Raw genomic sequence first — 22166 nt, forward strand, 5'->3', positions numbered from 1 at the left:
GATATAGGATCGGTCCAAGGGAATGGACGAAAGAGCGCCAAAGCGCCGTCGCCGGGGAGGGAATTATTGGTGGCAACCAGTCTTGAAGTGCGCGGCGTGTCCTTGCGGTTCGGCGGTGTCCGCGCGCTGACCGACGTCAGCTTTTCCATCAAGGACGGCGAGCTGTTCTCGATCATCGGCCCCAACGGCGCCGGCAAGACCTCGATCGTGAACTGTATTTCCGGTCGCTACAAGCCGACCGAAGGCCAGCTGTTCTACCGGGACCGCGACATCACCGGATTGACGCCGAACGCCCGCGCCTCGCTCGGCATCGGCCGCACCTTCCAGAATCTCGCGCTGTTCCACCATATGAGCGTGCTCGACAACATCATGGTCGGCCGTCATCACCTCCTGAAGAATAACTTCATCACCGGCTCGCTGTACTGGCTGACCGGCGCGCGCAAGGAGGAGCTCACGCACCGCCGCAAGGTCGAGGAGATCATCGACTTTCTCGACTTGCAATCGGTTCGAAAAGCGCAAGCCGGCACCCTGCCCTACGGCCTGCGCAAGCGCGTCGAGCTTGCGCGCGCCATGGCGCTGGAGCCGCGCCTCATTCTTCTCGACGAGCCGATGGCCGGCATGAACTTCGAGGAGAAAGAGGACATGGCCCGCTACATCGTCGATCTCAACGAGGAATTCGGGATGACCGTGGTGATGATCGAGCACGACATGGGCGTGGTGATGGATATTTCCCACCGCGTCATGGTGCTGGATTTCGGCCGCAAGATCGCCGAGGGCGATCCGGCCGCAGTGCTGGCCGATCCCCACGTCAAGCGCGCCTATCTCGGCGAGGAGGACGAGGTGCTGGTCGATCCCGACGACAAGCCCGCGGCCCCGGAGTGCGCGGCATGATGGACTATGCAGGACGCGTCGCGCAGGCCGATACCTATCCGAAACTGCTGAGGCTGAATGCCAAGGAGCACGGCAGCGAGGTCGCGCTGCGCGAAAAGGATTTTGGGCTCTGGCGCCTTTTCACCTGGAGCGATTACCAGACGCGGGTACGCGATTTCGCGCTCGGCCTCGTTGAACTCGGCCTCGGCCGCGGCGACGTCATCGGCATCATCGGTGACAACCGGCCCGACTGGGTCGCGGCGGAAGTGGCCACCCATGCCATCGGCGGTTTGAGCCTCGGGCTCTATCGCGACGTGCTGGACGAGGAAGCCTCCTATCTCCTTACCCATGGCGAGGCACAGCTCGTCTTCGCCGAGGACGAGGAGCAGGTCGACAAGCTTTTGGGGCTTGCCGATCGCGTGCCAGAGCTGAAGCACATCATCTATTCCGATCCGCGCGGCATGCGGAAATATGACGATCCGCGGCTTATGCCGGCCGAAAAGCTCGCCGAGCTCGGCCGTGCGCGCGCTGCACGCGAGCCGGAGCTTTACGACAAGCTCGTGGATACGACCAGGGGCGAGGACGTCGCGATCCTCTGCACGACGTCAGGCACCACCTCGCACCCCAAGCTCGCGATGCTCGCCGCCGGCCGCGTGCTCGGCCACTGCGCGACCTATCTCGCCTTCGATCCGAAAGGACCGGACGACGAATACGTCTCGGTGCTGCCGCTGCCCTGGATCATGGAGCAAGTCTATGTGCTCGGCAAAGGCCTGCTTTGCCGGATGAAGATCAACTTCGTCGAAGAGCCCGACACCATGATGAACGATCTGCGCGAGATCGCGCCGACGTTCGTCCTCTTTGCGCCACGCGTCTGGGAATCGATCGCCGCCGACGTCCGCGCCAAGGTGATGGACGCGACGCCGTTCAAGCAGCGGCTGTTCGATCTTGGCATGAAGACCGGGCTTGCGGAGCTCGCGCAAGGCAAGCATTCGGGCTTTGCCGACATGATCCTGTTCCGCGCCCTGCGCGACCGTCTCGGATTCACTCGGCTGCGCTCGGCCGCGACCGGCGGCGCGGCGCTCGGGCCTGACACCTTCAAATTCTTCCAGGCGATGGGCGTGCCGCTGCGCACGCTTTACGGCCAGACCGAGCTGCTTGGGGCCTACACGCTGCATCCCGCAGGCAAGGTCGACCCTGACACCACCGGCGTGCCGATGGCCGACAGCGTCGAGATCCGCATCGACAACGCCGACGTCCACGGCGTCGGCGAGATCGTGGTGCGGCATCCCAACATGTTCCTGGGCTACTACAAGAACCCCGAGGCAAGCGTCGCCGACATCAGGGATGGCTGGATGCTGTCGGGTGATGCCGGCTATTTCAACGATAACAAGCAGCTCGTCGTCATCGACCGCATCAAGGACCTCGCTGAGACTTCGCGCGGCGAACGCTTCTCGCCGCAGTTCATCGAGAACAAGCTGAAGTTCTCGCCCTATGTCGCCGAAGCCGTAGTGCTGGGTGCGGGCCGCGACGCGCTCGCGACCATGATCTGCATCCGTTACTCCATCATCTCGAAATGGGCGGAGAAGAAGCGGCTCTCGTTCACGACCTATAGCGACCTCGCCTCGCGGCCGGAGGTCTATGCGCTGCTCCAGAAGGAGGTCGAGACGGTCAACGCGACCTTGCCGCCGGCGCAGCGCATCTCGCGCTTCCTCATGCTCTACAAGGAGTTGGATGCCGACGACGGCGAGCTCACCCGCACCCGAAAAGTGCGCCGCGGCGTCATCAACGAGAAATACGCAGATATTATCGACGCCATCTACCGCGGCGACGCCAACATCCCCGTCGACACCGTGATCCGCTTCCAGGACGGTACCACCCAGCGCGTGCGGACGACGCTGCGGGTAGTAGACCTGGGCGGGCACGGCCACATGGCGGAGGCAGCGGAGTGACACAGATTGTCGCGCAGGGTGCTGCCCCTCACCTCTCCACGCTTGCGCATGCGGAGGCTCCCCCTCACCCGCCGCGCGTTTCGCGCGTCGGCCTCTCCCCGCAAGCGGGGAGAGGCGAAGAGTAACACGGAACCGACATGAACACCGCCTTCCTCATCCAACTTCTGGTCAACGGCCTCGTGGTCGGCACGCTCTATGGCGTGGTCGCGATGTCGTTTGTGCTGATCTACAAGGCGACGCAAGTCGTCAACTTCGCGCAAGGCGAACTGCTGCTGGTCGGCGCCTGGGTGTGCTGGGCACTGCTGGCGAAATACCAGGTGCCGTTCTGGATCGGCATGCCGATGACGCTCGCCTTCATGTTCGTATTCGGCATTGCGATCCAGGTCCTGATCCTGCGGCCCATGATCGGCGAGCCGATCATCTCGGTGATCATGGTGACGATCGGCCTCTCGACGGTCTTCCAGGCCGCGCTGAAGTGGATGTTCGGCGTCAACCCGCAGCCGTTCCCGCGGGTTTTCGAAAGCCAGTCGGTTAACCTGTTCGGGCTCCAAATCCAGACCGTCTATATCATGAGCCTCGTGGTGTCGGTTGCGATGATGATCGGCATGGCCTGGTTCTTCCGCGCCTCGAAGTATGGCTTGGCGATGCGCGCCACGGCGTTCAACCAGCAGGTCGCCCAATCGCTCGGTATTTCCGTGAAAAGCGTGTTCGCGATGGCCTGGGCGATCTCTGCGACGGTGTCGGCGGTCGCGGGCGTCGTCGTCGCCGTAGTGAACGGCGTGTCATCGGGTCTGGCCGCCTATGGCATCAAGGTGTTTCCGGCGGCGATCCTCGGCGGGCTCGATTCCGTCGGCGGCGCCGTTCTCGGCGGCATCATCATCGGCCTTCTCGAGAACGTCGCGCAATATGTCGACAGCCAGTATCTGCACTGGGGCAATCTCTACGAGATCGCACCGTTCTACGTCCTCATCATCGTGCTGATGATCAAGCCCTACGGCCTGTTCGGCACCCACGACATCGAGCGGATTTGACCATGGCCGGCCCTGCCCTCATCCCTGCCGGTGATTTCCGCACGACCTACGCGGCCGACACCACGATCTTCCCGACCAGGACCAGCCGCAACTTTGCGATTGCCGGCGTGCTGCTGCTCTGCCTCGCGCCCCAATTCTTCGGCGGATATTGGCTTAGCATCCTGATCCAGATCGGCATCTTCTCGATCGCGGCACTTGGCCTGAACATCCTGGTCGGCTTCACCGGACAGATCTCGATCGGGCACGCCGCCTTCTTCCTGCTCGGCGCCTTCACCTCGGCCTATATCTCCAACAACGCACCGATCCCTGTATTCTTCGCGATCCCGCTCGCCGGCGTCGTCACCGCGCTCGTCGGCCTGATCTTCGGCATTCCGGCGGCGCGGCTGAAGGGACTCTATCTCGTCATCGCAACGCTCGCGGCGCAATACATCCTGCTCGACTTCTTCTCACGCGCCGAATGGTTCTCCGGCGGCTCGGTGCCGGCCAGCGCCGAACCGTTCTCGATCTTCGGCTATACGCTGCGCGGCGACAAACAATATTTTTACGTCGTGCTGGCTTACGTGCTCGCGAGCTACGTCCTCGTCACCAATCTGATGCGCACGCGCGACGGCAGAGCGCTGGTCGCGATCCGCGACCACTATCTCTCCGCGGAGATCATGGGCATCAACCTGACAAAATACCGCACGCTGTCGTTTGCGCTCGCCGCCTTCTTCGCCGGCATCGCAGGCGCGCTCTACGCGCATTACCAGCAGGTCGTCTCGCAGGAAGGTTTCGGCATCGAGCGTTCGATCCTGTTCCTCGCCATGATCATCATCGGCGGCACAGGCTCGATCATGGGCACGCTGATGGGGACCGCCTTCGTGGTGCTGCTGCCGGAGTCGATGGAATGGCTCAGCCTGCACTTGAAGGGCGGGGCGATCGACCACGCGCTGTCGCTCAACACCAACATCACCTTCCTGCGCGAGATCGCGATCGGGCTCATCATCATCGCGTTCCTGATGTTCGAGCCGGACGGGCTCGCGCATCGCTGGCGGCAGATCAAGGCATACTGGAAACTCTACCCGTTCTCGCACTGAGCGCGGGCAACTCGACCAAAATGATAACTGGAGGAACCGACCGATGAAGACAATGTCCCTTTTGAGCACCGCATCGCTCGCGCTTGCGATCGCAGCCTTTTCGGCCAGCGCGCAGGCGCAGATCGCGATCGGTCACCTCGCCGACTATTCCGGCGGCACGTCCGACGTCGGCACTCCTTACGGCCAGGCCGTCGCCGACACGTTCGCATGGATCAACAAGAGCGGCGGCATCGGCGGCAAGCAGTTGAACCTCGACACCAATGATTACGGCTACCAGGTGCCGCGCGCGATCGCGCTGTACAAGAAGTGGTCCGCGCCCGACACCAAGGTCGCGGCGATCATGGGGTGGGGCACCGCGGACACCGAGGCGCTGACCGGCTTCCTCGCGCAGGACAAGATCCCCGACATGTCCGGTTCCTACGCCGCTGCGCTGACCGATCCCGAGGGCACCAGCGGCAAGGCCAAGGCTGCGCCTTACAATTTTTTCTACGGCCCGACCTACTCAGATGCGCTGCGCGCGATGCTGATGTGGGCGGCGGAAGACTGGAAGACCAAGGGCAAGAGCGGCAAGCCGAAGTTCGTCCATATGGGCGCGAACCACCCCTACCCGAACGCACCGAAGGCGGCCGGCGAGGCGCTGGCGCACGAGCTCGGGTTCGAGGTGCTGCCGCCGCTGGTGTTCGCGCTGACGCCGGGCGACTACAGCGCACAATGCCTGAGCCTGAAGTCCTCAGGCGCCAACTACGCCTATCTCGGCAACACCGCCGCCTCCAACATCTCGGTGATGAAGGCCTGCAAATCGGCCGGCGTCGACATCCAGTTCCTCGGCAATGTCTGGGGCATGGATGAGAACGCCGCCAAGACCGCGGGCGATGCCGCTGACGGCGTGATCTTCCCGTTGCGCACCTCGGTGAGCTGGGGCGGCGATGCGCCCGGCATGAAGACGGTGATGGAAATTTCGAAGATGTCGGATCCGACCGGCAAGGTTTATCGCCCCGTGCACTACGTCGCGGCCGTGTGCTCGGCCTTGTACATGAAGGAGGCGTTGGACTGGGCCGCCAAGAACGGCGGCGCGACCGGCGAGAACGTCGCCAAGGGCTACTACCAGAAGAAGGACTGGGTACCAGCGGGCATGGAGGGTGTCTGCAATCCCTCGACCTACACCGAGAAGGATCATCGCGGCACGATGAAGGTCGACCTCTATCGCGCCAAGGTGACGGGTGCAACCGACGGCGACCTCAACGACCTCATGGCCAAGGGCACGATCAAGCTCGAGAAGGTGAAGACCGTCGAGCTGCCGCGCAAGCCGGAATGGTTCGGCTGGTGAGCGGCGTTACTGCCCCCCACGCAACTGTCATCCCCCGCGAAAGCGGGGGATCCAGCACGCCGCGGCTTTCTCCCGTCGTTCCGGGGCAATGCGAAGCATTGAACCCGGAACCTCGAGATTCCGGGTTCGCCTCTTCGAGGCGCCCCGGAATGACGAACCAAGAGAACGAGAGTAACCGACCATGAGTGACGTGGCTCATATCGAGCGCCCCTCGCCTGGCGTCGTTCCCACGCCGCCGCTGCTCAGCGTGCGCAACATCGAGGTCGTCTATGACGACGTCATCCTGGTGCTGCGGGGCTTGAGCCTCGAGGTGCCCAAGGGCGCGATCGTGGCACTGCTGGGCGCCAATGGCGCCGGCAAGTCGACGACGCTGAAGGCAATCTCCGGCCTGCTCAAGACCGAGGACGGTGAGGTGACGCGCGGAGAGATCATGTTCGACGGCGACCGTATCAACGGCATCGATCCCGACAAGATCGTCCGCCGCGGCATCTTCCAGGTGATGGAGGGCCGGCGCATCGTCGCCGACATGACGTCGCTGGAGAACCTCAAGCTCGGCGCCTTCACCCGCAGCGACCGCGAGGTCGATGCCGATCTTGACATGGTCTTCAACTACTTCCCGCGTCTGAAGGAGCGCACGGGCCTTGCCGGCTATCTCTCCGGCGGCGAACAGCAGATGCTCGCGATCGGCCGCGCGCTGATGGCACGCCCGAAGATGATCCTGATGGACGAGCCGTCGATGGGATTGTCGCCGCTGCTCGTGAAGGAAGTGTTCGCGATCATCAAGAAGATCAATCGCGACCTCGGCGTCACTATCCTTCTGGTCGAGCAGAATGCGCGCGCCGCGCTCTCGGTCGCAAGCCACGGCTATATCATGGAGCAGGGCAAGGTCGTGCTCGACGGCACCGCCGACGAGCTGCGCGACAATGAGGACGTCAAGGAGTTCTACCTCGGCGGCGCCGGCGATCAGCGCAAAAGCTTCAAGAACCTCAAGAGCTTCAAGCGGCGCAAGCGCTGGCTGTGAGCATAGCGTTTTCAAGCGAAGTGGGAACCGGTTCGCGTGAAGAAAACGCGTCAAAACAAAAGCGCTTCACCCGAGTACTTGCTCGGCTTCCGTCACCGCGCAGAGAACATGATAGAACGACGACGCAGGAATGGTCTCGACCAGCGAGTTGCCGTCGCGATCGAATTGATCATACCAGCCGCCTTTCACAGGATGGCTGAGATAGTGCCGTTCCAGCCGCACCAGCGCCGCGCGCGCCTTGTCCGCCGCGCCCGCCTCGCCCGATTCGGCCTGCGCGATCCAGGCTTTCGCGATCTCGGTCTGCGGCCACAGCCGCCGCGAATGCCGGCGGATATTGCCGTCGACGTCGGCTTCGTCGATGAGGCAGCCGGTGGCGGCGTCGTAACTGCGCACCGCCGTCTCCAGCAATTCGCCGCGATAGCGGCCCGTCGGGCAGCCGGTGATGCGCTCGAAGCCCTTCAACAGCCAAACCCATTCGGCCTGGTGACCGGGCTCGACGCTGACTGGTTCGATCTTCGACCAGTCCTCCTCGAAATATTCGCCGAGCGCGCGCTTCTGCTTGTCATAGAGATTGGCGAGGAACAACGCGAAGAACTCGCCGGCGCGGTTCTGGAACGACAGGTCATGCGTCGCGTCAAAACACGCGATCATCGACTCGAACAAATGCATCTGCGGATTTTGCCGGCGCGGCATCGTTATCGGCAGGCTCTCGTGAACACCGCCATGCGGCGAGCGCAGATGCGCGTCGATGAAGGCGAGCAGCGCGTCGATCTCGGCGCGAACCTGCGCGTCCTTGTCCAGCGCGTAGACGGTCGCGAACGCAAGCAGGATGAAGGCGTGGTCGTAGGCATCGCGCTTGCCATCCAACACGGCACCTTCCGGCGTCAAGCGATGCACGTAGCCGGGACGGCCGTCCGGCGCCTTGGCGCGCGTCAGCATGTGCTCCAATCCCCTCAGCGCGATCGCGCGGCCTTCCGGATACCAGCCCATCTGCGCGGCCTTGGCGTAACAGTAGATCTGGCGGGCCTGCACCAACACCCGGCGCGGCGCCGTACGATCCGCCGTGCCGTCCTTGTGCAGACGGTCGACGAAGCCGCCCGAGGCGGCATCCCAGCCCTCGCTGGACCACAACGGCAGCGCCTCGTCGATCATCCGCAGCTTCAACCTGGCGACGACATCGGCGGCCTCCTCCGTCGTGATCCCCTGTTCGTTGGCCATTCCACTTTCTCCAGCTCCGGCTGCCGCCCTGATAGCGACGCGCGCAAGGTGGCGCAACGGATGCGAACCAGTTGAGGACCAGCCATGACCGCCCATTACGACGCCCTTGAGACGCGCGCGCCTGACGAGCGCGAGGCCGAACTGTTCTCGCGCCTGCCGGGCATCCTGCACCATGCCATGGCCGCACCGGCATATGCCGAGCGCCTGAAGGGCTTCGAGCCGGCCTCCGTGACCTCACGGGAGGCGCTGGCGCGGTTGCCGGTGCTGCGCAAGTCGGAACTGCCTGCCCTGCACAAGGCCGCCCTGCCCTTCGGCGGCCTCGTGGCGCACCCGCCCGGAGCATTCGCACGGCTCTTCACCTCGCCCGGACCGATCTTCGAGCCGGAGGGAACCCAGGCCGACCCCTGGCGCGGTGCGCGAGCGCTATTCGCCGCGGGTTTTCGGCCAGGCGAGGCCGTACTCAACACGTTCAGCTATCACCTGACACCTGGCGGCTTCATTTTCGACGCTTCGGCGCGGGCGCTCGGCTGTGCCGTGATTCCGGCGGGCCCTGGCAATGCAGAAGCGCAATTCGAGCTGATCGAGGCTTACCGGCCGACCGGCTACAGCGGCACGCCGGACTTTCTGAAGATCCTGCTCGACGCCGCTGCGACTGCGGGGCGCGATGTCTCTTCGATCAAGCGCGCACTGGTCTCGGGCGCCGCGTTTCCGCCCTCGCTCCAGGCCGAGATCAAGGCGCGTGGCATCGACGCCTACCAGGCCTTCGGCACCGCTGATCTCGGCCTCATCGCCTTCGAGACGGAGGCGCGCGAAGGTATGGTCCTCAACGAGAACCTGATCATGGAGATCGTCAAGCCAGGCACTGGCGATCCCGTTGCGCCAGGAGACGTCGGCGAGATCGTGGTGACCTCGCTCGACCCGCATCATCCATGGATCCGCCTTGCGCTCGGCGACCTCACCGCGACGCTGCCAGGCAGGAGCTCCTGCGGCCGCACCAACATGCGGATCAAGGGCTGGATGGGTCGCGCCGACCAGACCACCAAGGTCAAGGGTATGTTCGTCCGCCCCGAACAGATCGCCGAGATCGGCAAGCGCCATCCCGCGCTCGGGCGCCTGCGCCTCGTGGTCACCCGCGAGGGCGAGACGGATGCGATGACGTTGAAGGCTGAGACCGCGACGACAAGCGAGGCGCTACGCGAGGAGACCGCCACCACACTACGCGCGGTGACGAAGCTCGGTGGCAATGTCGAGCTGGTGAGCCCGGGCGCGCTGCCGAACGACGGCAAGGTGATTGCCGACGAGCGGTAAAAGGCCCCACCCCAAAACTTCAATACGCTGTGAACAGGGAATTCTGCAGGGAAGATCAGCCAGCGCGGGGCGGCCGAACGCATCAAAGTAGGCGTCGATTTCTCACACACTTTTTCTGGCGGGCGCACCACGAGGCGTAGAAGCGCGCCGCAGCGGGCATCGCGGCGCAGCGCCCCATCTCAAAGGCCTGATTTGTCGACTTGATTGGGTTCGTTCTGCGAAGGCATGTGGCTTCATGGTGCAGGATGCTCCCTTACCGTGTTGAGCGCCGCGACCTCGGACAGCGCCCGATCCAGCGTCGCATAGGTCCGCGCCTCGTAGCGGTTGAGCTTGCGCAGCTCTGGCAGCAGCCGACGCACGACCTCGGCCTCGCGCTCAGCTTGCGAGGGCACAGATACCGGTTTGAGCCGCTCTGGTTTCTGCCATTGCCGGCGCAATAGCGCTTTCAGATAGCGCGACTCGGCCAAGCGCGCGCGCATGAGCTCCCCCGGCTCCGCGGCGCCGAAGTCCAGCATGCGCTGGATGATGTCGGCTTTGATCTGGCGGATATGGGCGAGCTCGAGGTAAGCGCGCGCCGCGCTACGGGCCGATTCCAGATGCTCCGGATCGCTGCTGCCCGCAACGATAGCGAGAGCTAGGGATTTTACGGCTGCATCATCCGCGACATTGCCGGTGACACTGCTGAGACCATGGCGGTAGGCGTTGCGCGCCGCGCGCCGCTTACCCGCCGCCGTTCGCGGCCCCGTGCTCTTCTGCGCGTTCCTCCTGTTGGCCGCGATCTGACGTTCAGTCGCCATCGTCACCCCTGATCATGACAACGCTGCCTTCTCCCCGATGCGTTGGCCTCGCCAAGCCGGCCCGGTAGTCCTCAAGCAGCTGCAGGTTTTTGTCGCGGCGCGAACTTAGTTCAGCCAGCCGGCGATTGATCTCGCCCAGTTCAACCAAGCAATGGCGGAAGGCCTCCGCATCGATACTGGCCTCCGTCATCCCGTATTTGCGTAAGATGTCTCCGACCTTCTTGCGCACCCCTTTGTTGGTAAAAAACCGCTCGGCCAAACCATCGATGTCAGCAGCGCCGCTGGCATTTAGCGCGATGCTCAACAGGTTTTTCAGTGCCGGACTGCGGGCGGAAGTAAGGATCAGATCCTTGAATTCCCGAAGTCGCTGCATTTCCCATTCGCCATGGATGATCTCGCAGACCCACATCTGCTCAATGGCGTTGCTCGGTTTGAGCTCCGCCACAATCGCGTCACGCATCATCCTAAAGCGCGCCTGAGATTCAGACGGCAGCAAGCGCGGCTCATAGATGAGAGCGAGCTGGGCGCCCGGATCCGATCGGCTCATCGGCTCATCCCCCGCTCGGTTGAACGCATGGCGACAGCTCGTTTGAGACACACCTGAGGCGGCCAGCACCTTTGAACGCGCAACGCGTCGAAAGCATCCCCGATGGACAGGTTAGCCGAGTTGGTTCTTGGCTGTAGACTCATTCCCATACTCCTTTAACTCCTTCGCGCGACTTGCGCGCCGGCGTAGCCTGTCGTCCCGGCCGCCGCGTGAGCGGTAGCAGGCACGCTCGGCTTCGCTGCGCGTTGAGGCGCAGGTCCGAGGTCAATCAGGAAAAAGTAGCAGGGTCAGAAATACTGCCCCTACCTGAAAAAACACCGGCGCGCAAAGCGATTCCGGGGCCCAGGGTGAAAAAAATTTGCATCCTCGAAGATTCAACCTAACTACAGATGCAACGACAGCACGATAGGCTTCGCGCTGTCGTGAGGACCTAGTTGTGCCGAAGCGATCATTGCCGAAACGGTCGTCAACACGGCCGTCACTGCCGAAACCCTCCTTGCCGAAGCTGTCATTGCCGAAAGGATCCCTGCCGAAGGCGTCCTTACCGAAGCGGTCGAGCCAACCATCCACCAAAGCTTTCAGCTTCCGCCCATCCATGACGCCGACGATTCGAAAAGAGATCGCGGCTACCGATCCGCTCGCACTCCTGCTCGAGTTCATGAATGATGAGCGTCTCCCGCGGATGGCGCGCGCCAAGATCGCCGCAAAGATCGCGCCGTACTTCCATCCCAAGCTGAAGCCCATCCCGGCGAGCGCTGCCCCGGATTACGTTGGACCAAGCGCCTCAGACGATCAGGAGTCTGCGGAATCCGTTGAGCGATATCGATTAGAGTTCGCCCGCTTGCGCGCCGAACTGGCTCGCGATTCCGGCCTCGCGAGCGCGAGCAAATCTGGCCGGCCAAAATCCTGAACCTGGCGCGGCTTCAGGGCTCCTCACTCGCGCGATCGCGGCGACGGCTGCGCAGCCGGACACCGACGCCGCCGCCATTCTCGTCAATGAATTCGACGCCGGCCGCCTCTAGGGTTCGCCGCACCACGATCAGGGTCGCCCGCCGCGGCTGATTAAATCCGGCCTCGAGCTGGCGGACGGTGACGATCCCGACCTGCGCCTCGTCGGCCAATCGTTGCTGGCTCCAGTCCAGCAATCCTCGCGCGGCCCGGCATTGCTCCGGGGTGATCATCGGCGTCCCACCATGGCGTTGTTTTCGTCGCTTTCTATCGAAAATAGATTGATTTGTTGTTACCGCCTGATAAGATCATTTATGTCGAAAAAAGATATTATCGGGAGGATTTTCATGGATAGGCGAGCATTTCCGCCAGACCGCCGCGCTTTCATCGGCGGTTCCGACGCAAAGATCATCATGGGCGGCGACGAGGCCGCCCTGCTGCGGCTGTGGCAGGAGAAGCGCGGCGAACGGCAACCCCAAGACCTGGCCAATGATCTGGTGGTGCAGCTCGGCTCGGTCACCGAGCCCCTCAACCGGAACTGGTACGAGACCCACACCGGGCACAAGGTGAGCGAGGTGCAGCGGCAGTTCTTCCATCCACTTCACCGCTGGATGGCCGCCACGCTCGACGGCCGGATCGAAGCCACGGGTGCGGTGTTCGAGGCCAAATTTATGCTGCCGTGGAATTTCTCGGAAGAGCTCGCGGCCGAAAAGCACATGCCGCAGCTGCAGCACAACATGTGGGTGACGGCATCGCGGACGGCGGTGTTGTCGGTCATTACTGGCGGCGGCAAGTGGGTCGAGATGACGGTCGGAGCCGATCCTCTCTACCAGCACCTGCTGCTGACCGCCGAGAAAAAATTCTGGCGCTGTGTGGAGAGCGGAGAGCCGCCTCGGCTGTTCGGCATCGAGCCGCCGAGAGCGCGCCTGCAAGCGGTCCGCGCGGTGGACATGAGCGCCTCCAACGCCTGGGCTGCTTTGGCGGAGGTGTTTCGCCGCACGCACGGCGCGGCGATCGACCATGAGCGGGCGAAAAGCGAACTGAAGGCCCTCGTGCCGGAAGATGCCCGAGAAGCAACCGGGCATGGGGTACGCGCCAAGCGCTCGAAATCCGGCGCGATCAGCTTTGAGCTGACCGCGCTTCCATAGCTGGCGGGCGCGACAGCGCGCCTCGGTCGTTTGGCCAAACGGTGAGAGCTGCGGCCGAGCGCGCCAAACTGCTTCACCGCACCGCCGTTAGCTAACCGACGCAGCAGAACCATGTATCGATCAAGCCAGAGCATCAACCAGGTCGCCGCCGCGCTCGCCCGCGCACAGGCCGAGCTGGAAAACCCGGAAAAGTTGCTCACCGCGACCCTGCCTGGTCCCTTCCCCAACGGCGAATGCCGCAGCTTCCGCTATGCCTCGTTGGCGCGCGGGCTTGAGATTGTGCGCAACAGCCTGAGCAAACAGGAGATCGCCACGGTGCAGGCCACGGCGCTTGAGCCGGAGAGCGGGCTGATCCGGCTCACCACCGCCCTGCTCCACAGCTCGGGCGAATGGATTGCGTCAGACTGGCCGGTCTGCACCATCGCCGACATCGCCGCGCCGCATCGGATGGGCGCCGCGCTGAGCTACGCGCGGCGGTATGCGCTGTTCACGTTGGTCGGGATTGCCGGCGAAGATGATTTCGACGCACCGGATCTTGCCATCAGGCCCGGATCCAACCCAACGGCTGATGAATTAGGATCTCACCCCCGAATGGCCCCGCCTGGCTCACCTCTGCCCACGGCCACAGCCAACGCGCCCTGGCGCGCAGAAACGAAACGTGCCGGAGCCGCCGGTCGGGCCGCGGCCCCCGCGGCTGACCCCAAGACTTCTGAAGCGCTCGCCGCGCGCCTGCTCGCCGAGCTTCAGTCGCTTGCCAATGTGGAGGACATCGACCGCTGGGCGCACCAAGTCTGGCGGCACGCGAACACACTCACAGTCCGGGGGGCCCAGCGGCTTGGCGAAGCGCTCGAGGACCGGCTCACCCGGCTGCAAGCCTCCGAACAGTCCACGCCAAGCCCGGAATCGGCGGACAACGATGGCGCAACTGGCTGGGGTCGCATGCGTGTCGGAAAGCCGCAGCGGCGCCGCGATCGCGAACACCTGCGCTTCGTCGCCAAGCAGCCCTGCCTCGTTTGTGGCCGTAACCCGTCCGATCCGCACCACCTGCGGTTCGCGCAGCCCAAGGGCCTTGGCCTCAAGGTGAGCGACGAATTCACCGTGCCACTCTGCCGCGCCCATCACCGAGAGCTGCATCGGGCAAGCAATGAAGTCGAGTGGTGGTTGCGGCTAGCCATCGAGCCGCTGGAAGTGGCCCGCCGGCTTTGGCTGACAACGCACCCGCTGTAGCCGCTCCTGCACACGCTTCAGAGCTGCCGATCTGCCATTGCGTGCTTATTGGCGATGGACGTCGCCGTGCTCTCGCGGGAGATCCAGCGCTACCGATTGTTGCGTCACACTCATGGGAGATCCAGCGCTACCGCGGGCTGCGACACAAGGTTCTGGAGACGTATCGCCAAAAGGCAATTGAAGCTGCGCTTCGCGGTATCGACATGATCGGGATCGCCCCCGAATTCCAAGATGAAGCCGAGTACCACACACTCCAAAACGCGTTGAGCTGGCGGATCGATGCCGTGGCTGCAAGCGAGATCGACACGCGACTTGCTCGCCATGGCTTCGATCAAGAGGCCATCAACACAGAAGTCTACGTGCAGGAACGCGAGATCTTCGCGCTGTTCAAGGGCCTGCTCCATGCCGCGCAAAGCAAACGAATGCTGTTGCTCCGCGAAATCAGGAACCAACGCCTCGCTGCTGCACTGATGCATCGGCGGCGCTGAGAAAGCTGCAACACGCAGCTAATGCCCAACAGCGGTCTGCTCAGCAGATGGGCTTGGCAAGTGCAACGGACGCCGTCCACGCCTAAGATATGCGCGCCAGCCAAACAATTTGTCGCCGCAAAGACCTGGACTGTCAGCCAATTGACGTAGTCGAACTGTCTGGGAGACTCGGCGCCCGAAAACTGCGAGGCTTTCATCGTTCTTCGCTCCTCCCAGCCGGGGAATCGATGCGAAAAACTCTAGCCAAAATGGTCCAGCTTGCCGGTCTCAGATCAATCAGCTCTGACCCAACTGGGCGCATCGTGTAACGGAAAAAAAGGGCACGAAATCGCAATCAATCAGATAACGCCCGCCAATACTGCCCTCTACAGAGTTCGAGGCCACAATTGCCCAGCGTCTCTGACTCCCTGATCGAATCCAGAACGGTATCCACACCTATAGCAACAGACGCCTATTCCAACAGCCACGATGAAGAACACAAGATATTCCATCCCGTACTCCCTCTCTTTGCTATTCCTTTATTGCTGACTAGCCTGGGTTGATTACAGCGATATTGGCGTTGGTATTTGGGGCTCAATCGCTGAACGCTCGGATTGCACCAATAACTTCGTTCTGCTGCACTCGGCTGATCTCGGCGAACATCGGCAACGACAGGATGCTGTTCTGGTCGGCATACGCGCTTGGAAACTCTTGAGGCCGATGGTCAAAGCGCCGGTAAGCTGGCAGCAGAGGCAGCGCCGTCGGATAGTTGATAGCAGTCTGGATTCCCCTTGCGTTCAGATATGCAGCGAGGGCGTCGCGGCTAGGATGCCTAATCGTGTAGAGATGATAGACGTGGGTTCGCCAAGGCGCTACGTGCGGTACCTTCACGTCCTCGATCTGGTTCAGTGCGGCATCGTAAAATTTTGCAGCGTCCTGACGTGCGCGGGTCCAGTCCGAAAGATGCAGCAGCTTAGCCGACAAGATCGCGGCCTGTAGGCCGTCCAGCCTGCTGTTGACGCCCTCGATCTGGTGCTGGTGCTTCACCAGGCCGCCATGCCGCGCGAGCATCGCGACGTGCTCGGCCAGGCCCGCGTCGTTGGTGACAACCGCACCGGCGTCGCCCATGGCGCCGAGATTCTTGCCGGGATAGAACGAATAGGTCGCCACCTGGCCGAACGTCCCGACCGGCTGCCCCTTGAATTGCGCCTGATGTGCCTGCGCGCAGTCCTCGACGACCCAAAGGCCGTGCTTCTTCGCGATCGCCATGATCGCTTCCATGTCCGCGGGCTGACCATAAAGATGCACGGGAATGATGCCGACCGTGCGCGGCGTGATCGCGGCCTCGATCGCGTTCGGGTCGATGGTGAAGGTCACGCCATCGGTGTCGCAGAATTTTACCGTCGCGCCGGCATGCGTGATCATCGCGGCGGTCGAAATCCAGGAATGCGCCGCGGTGATGACCTCGTCGCCGGGCTTCACCTTGAGGGCGGCCATCGCAAGGTACAGCGCATCCGTGCCATTGGCGCAGGAGATGCAATGCTTGACGGAGGCCGCTTTGGCGAACTCCTGCTCGAAGGCTTCGACATAGAGGCCGCGGATGAACGCATTGTCGCGGATCACGTTTGCGATTGCCGCATCGATCTCGCCTTTGATGTTTTGATACTGAAGCTGAAGATCGGCGAAAGGTACCGCCATGCGTGCCTCTATTTTCGCGACGGGAGCCGCCGAATCGGATTGCCGGCATAAGTGCCGGCAATGGTGATGTCTTTCGTGACCACCGAGCCCGCGCCAATCACGACGTCGTCGACGATTCTAACCGGCATGATCGTGGCGTTGGAGCCGATGGAGACGCGGTTGCCGATCCTCGTCTCGCGCCAGAGCTCCTTGCGGCCGCGGGCCGGCCCGCCACTCACAAACGTATCGTTGATAAACATCACGCCATGGCCGATGAAGCAATCCTCGCCGATCGTGACGAGCTCGCAGATGAAACTGTGCGATTGCACGCGCGAGCGAGCGCCGATGACAACGTCCTTCTGGACCTCGCAGAACGGCCCGATGAAGCAATCATCATCGATTTTGCAGCCATAGAGGTTGCAGGGCTCGACCACTTTCACACGCGCGCCGAACGCGACGTCGTCGCAGATGCCGGTCTGATGCAGGAGAGGCCGGTTCACGATGCGACACCAAGCCGGCTGCGACGCGGCATAAAGCGAAGAGCCACCTCTTGCCCAGTCTCGATGGATTCATAGAGCGCCGAGATCAGCTCCAGGCTCTTGCGGCCCTGGAGCCCATCGACCAGCGCGGCGCCACGGTCGACAATGCAATCGACGACATGCTGATAATAGGCCTGGTGGCCGAAGCCGTAGACGTTCGGAGGATTGACCGAGAATTTCTCAATCACTTCCTTATCCGACGGCAGCTCTTTCTCGAAACGCCAGTGCCGGATCTGGTTCATGGCGAAGCCTCCAACCTCCACCGTTCCCCTTTCGCCAAGGATCGACAGCGAGCCTTCAAGATCACTCGGACGTGCGGCGGTGGTTGCTTCAATGATACCAAGCGCGCCGTTGCGGAACTTCAGAGTCGCCACCGCCGTGTCCTCGGTCTCGATCTTCACCAGCGCCGTCGTGCTGCGCGCATGGACGCTGACGACATCGCCGAAAAACCATTCCAGCATGTCGATGTGGTGACTGGCCTGGTTGGTGAGCACGCCGCCATCAAAGGCCCAGGTACCGCGCCAGGCATCCTGATCGTAATAGGCCTGATCCCGGCACCAGCGCACGCGGACGGTGCCAAGCACGAGCTTGCCGAATCTGCCGGCATCGAGCGCCTCGCGCGCCTTGACGATCGGGACGTTGAAACGGTTCTGCTTGACGACGAAGAGTTTCACGCCCGCCTCGTCGCAGGCGCGGATCATGTCGTCGGCATCCTGCAGGCGCAGCGCCATCGGCTTTTCCACCACGACATGCCTTCCGGTGCGCGCGCAGGCAATCGCATGCTGCGGGTGCAGGCCGCTCGGTGTAAGCACGGCAACCGCATCGATGTCCTTCCGCGAGAGGAAATCGTCAATGTCGTAGTGGGCGGCTACCCCGAACCTGGAGGCGATCGTATCCGCCCGCGCTCGCTCGGTATCGCAAACGGCGACCAGCCGGGCGCCCTCGATGTGGTTGCCGCCCAGCAGGTCGGAGTGACGCTTGGAAATACGCCCGCACCCCAGCAGACCGAACCTGATCACGGCAATCTCCTCGGCAAGATTGTGATCCTCTCCTGGACCACCGGAACGGGTCAACGTCCCTATTCACTAACCGGATGGGACACGAAATCAAGGACTTGATCGGACTATTCGCGGCAGGGCCGCATGGTTGCTATTTGGCAGGAGGCTTGCTTATTGTAACTTTTCAACTGGTGTTTCTATGAAAAAATCGGCCGTATTTCTCGATCGAGATGGGGTTCTCAATGAGGACACCGGGTACGTCTTCGATCCGCGCAAGCTGAAATGGATCGAAGGCGCTCAAGAGGCAGTAAAGACTATCAACGAAGCCGGCTACTTTGCCTTTGTGGTGACAAACCAATCGGGCGTCGCCCGCGGCCTGTTCGATGAAGACGATGTGCAGGCACTTCACGCTTGGATGGCCGACGAATTGGCAAAGATCGGTGCACGCATCGACGACTTCGAGTATTGCCCCGATCATCCCGAGGCCGTTGTGGAGCGCTATCGACGCACTAACATCCGGCGTAAGCCAGGCCCCGGCATGATCGACGATCTTGTTGCTCGTCACAACGTAGACGTCGGCGGAAGCATTTTGATCGGCGACAAGGAGACCGATGTCGCAGCAGCTCGTGCAGCCGGCATCAAGGGGTATCTGTTTCCCGGAGGAAATCTCCTTACTTTCGTGAGGTCGATTCTCATCAAAAACCGAAGCTCATTTCGCAATCGTCAGGGCTAGTGTCATCAGGCCTGCAACATGCCCTCATCCGCAGAACTTGGGCAGGTTAAGTTCTCAATCCATCGCAGGAACCCAAACTGCGGCACAAGGATGACAATCGGTCCTACCGCATGACCGCCTCGGCTAGACGGGCGCGGCGTCCTCGCGGGGCATTCGGAATACAACAAAATGAGAGACGGAAAAATTCACGCCGAATGCGGCGACAATCGAAATCAACTTGGCGATAGGAACATTCAAATTGTGGGAGAGCACGACCAATATCGTCGTTGCGACGACTAATCCGAAGATGCCCGAGGCAGCAAAGCTCAAGTATCGACCAAGACTGAACAGTCCGCCTGTCTCTCGCCCGAAAGTGATTTTCGTGTTCATCACATAGGAGCCGGAAACTGCGACCAGCCACGCGATCACATTCGACGGGATCAGTGGCAGTTGGGCAAGCTGAAACGCGACCGTAAACGTAGCCACGTCGACGGCAACGTTCACCACCCCGATCGACGCAAAGCTGAAGAGCTTCGCCAGGACCGTGCGGCGATACCATGCGTCAGCTACGCTAGCCAGAAGACGTTCCACTGCTTGCAATGCTCTTTGCCTCTGCCAGAGAGATATCAAGTGCGCCCGGGGTTGGCCACTCGGGCGAAGCAAGAATTCAGACGGTGTTGCCGTTGAGCAACGCCTGCAGCGAGTGTGTCCGCCTCAGCGCACACGATCCGGCGCGACAGGGCGAAGGAACCTTACTGCGCGGGCTGGCTGACTGCTCGGCAAGCGCAGAGAGTCGTCGGCTGGGCCACATCCTGCCTACGCCATCAGTCGCAAGCCGTACTATTGCTATTGGACCTAGGAACGGCGACGGAATCAGCGGGGAAGCCGCCGCAAATCTGCGCGAGCCCTTTCTGCAAGGGGATCGTCACCGTGACGCGCGATGAACAACTCAAGCGCCTCCGCCGTGCCCTTGCGACGAGCCAGCTCGTACTCCTCGGCGACTGCTATGGACGGATCGCGCGCCGGCGGCATCGAAGGGGCTCGCTCTGCCTTGCCGATCTCATCCGCTTTGGCTCTCCCGCTCATGACAGGTTGCTTCTCCAGGAACCGCAGATCCAAACTGGTGGGCAATATGAGAAGGCCCAGGACGCCCAAAGCAAGGCAAAAGCGCATGACTACCCCCTTTTGTCGCTTGCAGCCAAATTCCGTCGTCCCGTACAAGCATGAGTCGTCGGTTAATAAGTCGTTGTCGGCACTGAGAAGGCGCCCAAATTAAACCAAACGTATCCATCTTTCGATAAACTGACTCGTGGGACCGAAGCCGGCCCACTCAGATACTCTGGAGTCGTTCCTTGGCAACAGCCGTTTCCGTAAGTGCCACCAACAACCAGGACATTGATGGCCTGCTGGCCGGTGTCAAATGGTCCGGCACGATAACCTATAGTTTTCCGGACTCGTCGAGCGATTATGTGTCCGGCTACGGCAAGGGCGAGCCGACCGCATCGGGCTTCAGTCAGGCCCCCGCCCAGATGCAGACCGCGATCAACTACGCGATCGGACTGATCCTAAGCTATACCAACGCCACGATTCAGTACGCCGGAACCAACGGCGCGGACATCATGATAGCGCAGTCGTCCGCTGCCAATCCGACCTCCTACGCCTACTATCCGGGAAACTATGCCGAGGGCGGCGACGTCTGGTTCGGGACCGCGTACAATTATTCATTGGCGGCGATGGGCAACTACTACTTTACGACCGCGCTGCACGAACTCGGTCACGCCTTTGGCCTCAAGCACAGCCAGGAGACCGGCGGCGTCGCCAACGTCGCGGTGCCGACCGCGCATGACGACAGTGAATACACTGTCATGAGCTACCGCAGCTATGTCGGCGCTTCGACGACGAGCGGCTATACAAACGAGGCCTACGGCTATCCGCAGACCTACATGGCCAACGATATCCTGGCACTCCAGACGCTGTATGGCGCGAACTACACAACACAGAGCGGCAACACGGTCTACACGTGGAGCCCGACCACCGGGCAGGAGTTCATCAACGGTGTCGGACAGCTGGCACCGGGTGGCGGCGTCGGCGGCTCCGCCAACCGCATCTACGAGACGATCTGGGACGGCGGAGGCGTCGATACCTACGATCTGTCCAACTACACGACGAACCTGAGCATCAATCTCAATCCCGGCGCGTCGTCTGTGTTCTCCTCTACGCAGCTAGCCTATCTCGGCAACGGCCACTACGCGTCCGGCAACGTCTACAACTCCTATCTCTACAACAACGACCCCCGTTCCTACATCGATAACGCCACCGGCGGCTCCGGCAACGATGTAATCGTCGGCAACGCCATCGCGAACGTGCTGAATGGCGGCTCTGGCAACGACACCATCACCGGCGGCGGCGGCAACGACACTATCATCGGTGGTGCCGGCACCGACACGGCGGTGTATTCCGGTAGCGAGGCAAACTATCTTTTCGCCTACAATGCGAGCACGCAGACCTTCACGATCACGGATCAGCGCTCGGGCTCGCCAGATGGTACCGATACCGTCACGGGCGTGGAGAATTTCCAGTTCGCCGATGGCACGATGACAAGCTCTTTGGTGGTGAGCCTGCTCACACCCGTTGTCGTTGAGGCGACCGGTGCGACCAGCCTGGTACAGGCTGGGACCAACTATTATCTTGAGTCGGCGGTCGGGAGCATCGGCGGACCGGAGCTGAAGTTTGGGGGGGCGGCGCTCACTGCTGGCCAGTTTGGCAGCAACTGGACCATCCTTGGTGCAGAGGCTGTCAGCGGCGGCTACGACGTGGCCTGGAAGAATACTGCCACCGGTCTCTACAACATCTGGAGCGTCGACAGCAGCGGCAACTACGTCACAGATCTCCTCTCGAGCGCCTCGCCAAACAGCGGATCGCTGGAATCATTCGAGACGATCTTCCATCAGGACCTGAACGGCGATGGTACGATCGGCCTTGTCGGGACGACGATCGAGGCACTTGGCGCGACCAGCTTGGTGCAAGTTGCGGCCAACTATTATCTTGAGCCGGTCGGGAGTAACAGCGGACCGGTGCTGAAGTTTGGCGGGCAAGCGCTCACGGCCGGCCAGTTTGGCAGCTATTGGAGCATCCTCGGTGCAGAGGCTGTCAGCGGCGGCTACGACGTGGCCTGGAAGAATACTGCCACCGGCCTCTACAACATCTGGAGCGTCGACAGCAGCGGCAACTACGTCACAGATCTCCTCTCGAGCGCCTCGCCAAACAGCGGATCGCTGGAGTCATTCGAGACGATCTTCCATCAAG

23 protein-coding genes are annotated in these 22166 nt (G+C 62.1%); 13 read left to right on the forward strand and 10 right to left on the reverse strand.

Features of this window, described 5'->3' with window-relative positions; translation table 11 throughout:
* Positions 1-69 precede the first annotated feature (69 nt).
* From SO156_RS24260 to SO156_RS24285, 6 genes are all read left to right on the forward strand, one after another.
* A complete protein-coding gene (locus tag SO156_RS24260) occupies positions 70-891 on the forward strand; it encodes an ABC transporter ATP-binding protein (protein ID WP_498536487.1) in 822 nt (273 codons plus the stop codon).
* Complete coding sequence (locus tag SO156_RS24265; RefSeq protein ID WP_498536488.1) at positions 888-2819, forward strand: long-chain fatty acid--CoA ligase; 1932 nt, start codon at positions 888-890, stop codon at positions 2817-2819. The genes SO156_RS24260 and SO156_RS24265 overlap by 4 nt, the downstream gene beginning before the upstream one ends.
* 137 nt (positions 2820-2956) lie before the next feature.
* Positions 2957-3850 (forward strand): branched-chain amino acid ABC transporter permease, encoded by an 894-nt coding sequence (locus tag SO156_RS24270; RefSeq protein ID WP_458149466.1) that lies wholly within the window; start codon positions 2957-2959, stop codon positions 3848-3850.
* Between the two features lie 2 nt (positions 3851-3852).
* On the forward strand, positions 3853-4926 hold the full coding sequence (locus tag SO156_RS24275; RefSeq protein ID WP_458149467.1) for a branched-chain amino acid ABC transporter permease: 1074 nt from the start codon (positions 3853-3855) through the stop codon (positions 4924-4926).
* A 43-nt stretch (positions 4927-4969) separates the two neighbouring features.
* Positions 4970-6253, forward strand: coding sequence for an ABC transporter substrate-binding protein (locus SO156_RS24280; RefSeq protein WP_498536489.1), 1284 nt, complete (start codon positions 4970-4972; stop codon positions 6251-6253).
* A gap of 181 nt (positions 6254-6434) precedes the next feature.
* Complete coding sequence (locus SO156_RS24285; RefSeq protein ID WP_458149469.1) at positions 6435-7274, forward strand: ABC transporter ATP-binding protein; 840 nt, start codon at positions 6435-6437, stop codon at positions 7272-7274.
* Between the two features lie 66 nt (positions 7275-7340).
* Here the strand turns inward: SO156_RS24285 and SO156_RS24290 are convergent, their stop codons facing one another.
* Positions 7341-8492, reverse strand: a complete 1152-nt coding sequence (locus tag SO156_RS24290) for an AGE family epimerase/isomerase (protein WP_458149470.1) — start codon at positions 8490-8492, stop codon at positions 7341-7343.
* Between the two features lie 84 nt (positions 8493-8576).
* Here SO156_RS24290 and SO156_RS24295 point away from each other — a divergent pair, with 84 nt between their 5' ends.
* Positions 8577-9800 (forward strand): phenylacetate--CoA ligase family protein, encoded by a 1224-nt coding sequence (locus SO156_RS24295; RefSeq protein ID WP_498536490.1) that lies wholly within the window; start codon positions 8577-8579, stop codon positions 9798-9800.
* A 233-nt stretch (positions 9801-10033) separates the two neighbouring features.
* Here SO156_RS24295 and SO156_RS24300 read toward each other — a convergent pair whose 3' ends face one another.
* The 3 genes from SO156_RS24300 to SO156_RS24310 all read right to left on the reverse strand — a co-directional run bounded on the left by SO156_RS24300 (position 10034) and on the right by SO156_RS24310 (position 11804).
* A complete protein-coding gene (locus SO156_RS24300; protein ID WP_498536491.1) occupies positions 10034-10597 on the reverse strand; it encodes a hypothetical protein in 564 nt (187 codons plus the stop codon).
* The gene (locus SO156_RS24305) at positions 10587-11144 is read right to left on the reverse strand and encodes a hypothetical protein (protein WP_498536492.1); all 558 of its coding nucleotides are present in this window, start codon (positions 11142-11144) and stop codon (positions 10587-10589) included. The genes SO156_RS24300 and SO156_RS24305 overlap by 11 nt, the downstream gene beginning before the upstream one ends.
* A gap of 264 nt (positions 11145-11408) precedes the next feature.
* Positions 11409-11804 (reverse strand): hypothetical protein, encoded by a 396-nt coding sequence (locus tag SO156_RS24310; RefSeq protein WP_498536493.1) that lies wholly within the window; start codon positions 11802-11804, stop codon positions 11409-11411.
* A 22-nt stretch (positions 11805-11826) separates the two neighbouring features.
* On the opposite strand from SO156_RS24310, the gene SO156_RS24315 reads away from it, so the two are divergent.
* On the forward strand, positions 11827-12054 hold the full coding sequence (locus SO156_RS24315; RefSeq protein ID WP_498536494.1) for a hypothetical protein: 228 nt from the start codon (positions 11827-11829) through the stop codon (positions 12052-12054).
* A gap of 13 nt (positions 12055-12067) precedes the next feature.
* Here SO156_RS24315 and SO156_RS24320 read toward each other — a convergent pair whose 3' ends face one another.
* Entirely contained in the window at positions 12068-12325 is a 258-nt protein-coding gene (locus tag SO156_RS24320) for a helix-turn-helix domain-containing protein (protein WP_458196715.1), read from the reverse strand.
* Between the two features lie 114 nt (positions 12326-12439).
* Here SO156_RS24320 and SO156_RS24325 point away from each other — a divergent pair, with 114 nt between their 5' ends.
* The 3 genes from SO156_RS24325 to SO156_RS24335 all read left to right on the forward strand — a co-directional run bounded on the left by SO156_RS24325 (position 12440) and on the right by SO156_RS24335 (position 14955).
* Positions 12440-13240 carry a YqaJ viral recombinase family protein gene (locus tag SO156_RS24325; protein WP_498536545.1) on the forward strand — a complete coding sequence of 267 codons (801 nt, stop codon included), beginning with the start codon at positions 12440-12442 and terminating at the stop codon, positions 13238-13240.
* Positions 13241-13351: 111 nt separating this feature from the next.
* On the forward strand, positions 13352-14467 hold the full coding sequence (locus SO156_RS24330) for a DUF968 domain-containing protein (protein WP_498536495.1): 1116 nt from the start codon (positions 13352-13354) through the stop codon (positions 14465-14467).
* Entirely contained in the window at positions 14443-14955 is a 513-nt protein-coding gene (locus SO156_RS24335; RefSeq protein WP_498536496.1) for a hypothetical protein, read from the forward strand. Before SO156_RS24330 ends, SO156_RS24335 begins: the two co-directional genes overlap by 25 nt.
* Before the next feature lie 573 nt (positions 14956-15528).
* Here the strand turns inward: SO156_RS24335 and SO156_RS24340 are convergent.
* Genes SO156_RS24340 through SO156_RS24350 form a run of 3 tightly spaced genes read right to left on the reverse strand, consistent with a single transcriptional unit; the run spans position 15529 to position 18169 of the window.
* Entirely contained in the window at positions 15529-16632 is a 1104-nt protein-coding gene (locus SO156_RS24340) for a DegT/DnrJ/EryC1/StrS family aminotransferase (RefSeq protein WP_498536497.1), read from the reverse strand.
* 8 nt (positions 16633-16640) lie between these two features.
* Positions 16641-17111, reverse strand: a complete 471-nt coding sequence (locus tag SO156_RS24345; RefSeq protein ID WP_498536498.1) for an acyltransferase — start codon at positions 17109-17111, stop codon at positions 16641-16643.
* Entirely contained in the window at positions 17108-18169 is a 1062-nt protein-coding gene (locus tag SO156_RS24350) for a Gfo/Idh/MocA family protein (protein WP_498536499.1), read from the reverse strand. Before SO156_RS24350 ends, SO156_RS24345 begins: the two co-directional genes overlap by 4 nt.
* A gap of 178 nt (positions 18170-18347) precedes the next feature.
* Here SO156_RS24350 and SO156_RS24355 point away from each other — a divergent pair, with 178 nt between their 5' ends.
* On the forward strand, positions 18348-18881 hold the full coding sequence (locus SO156_RS24355) for a D-glycero-alpha-D-manno-heptose-1,7-bisphosphate 7-phosphatase (protein ID WP_498536500.1): 534 nt from the start codon (positions 18348-18350) through the stop codon (positions 18879-18881).
* Positions 18882-19004: 123 nt separating this feature from the next.
* Here SO156_RS24355 and SO156_RS24360 read toward each other — a convergent pair whose 3' ends face one another.
* Together SO156_RS24360 and SO156_RS24365 are read right to left on the reverse strand one after the other, a co-directional pair.
* Positions 19005-19451 (reverse strand): GtrA family protein, encoded by a 447-nt coding sequence (locus SO156_RS24360; protein WP_498536501.1) that lies wholly within the window; start codon positions 19449-19451, stop codon positions 19005-19007.
* 282 nt (positions 19452-19733) lie between these two features.
* Positions 19734-20033 (reverse strand): hypothetical protein, encoded by a 300-nt coding sequence (locus SO156_RS24365; protein WP_498536502.1) that lies wholly within the window; start codon positions 20031-20033, stop codon positions 19734-19736.
* A gap of 179 nt (positions 20034-20212) precedes the next feature.
* On the opposite strand from SO156_RS24365, the gene SO156_RS24370 reads away from it, so the two are divergent.
* The coding region (locus SO156_RS24370) for a M10 family metallopeptidase C-terminal domain-containing protein (RefSeq protein ID WP_498536503.1) at positions 20213-22166 on the forward strand (1954 nt) is incomplete at its 3' end.

This window comes from Bradyrhizobium sp. UFLA05-125 (assembly GCF_059803515.1).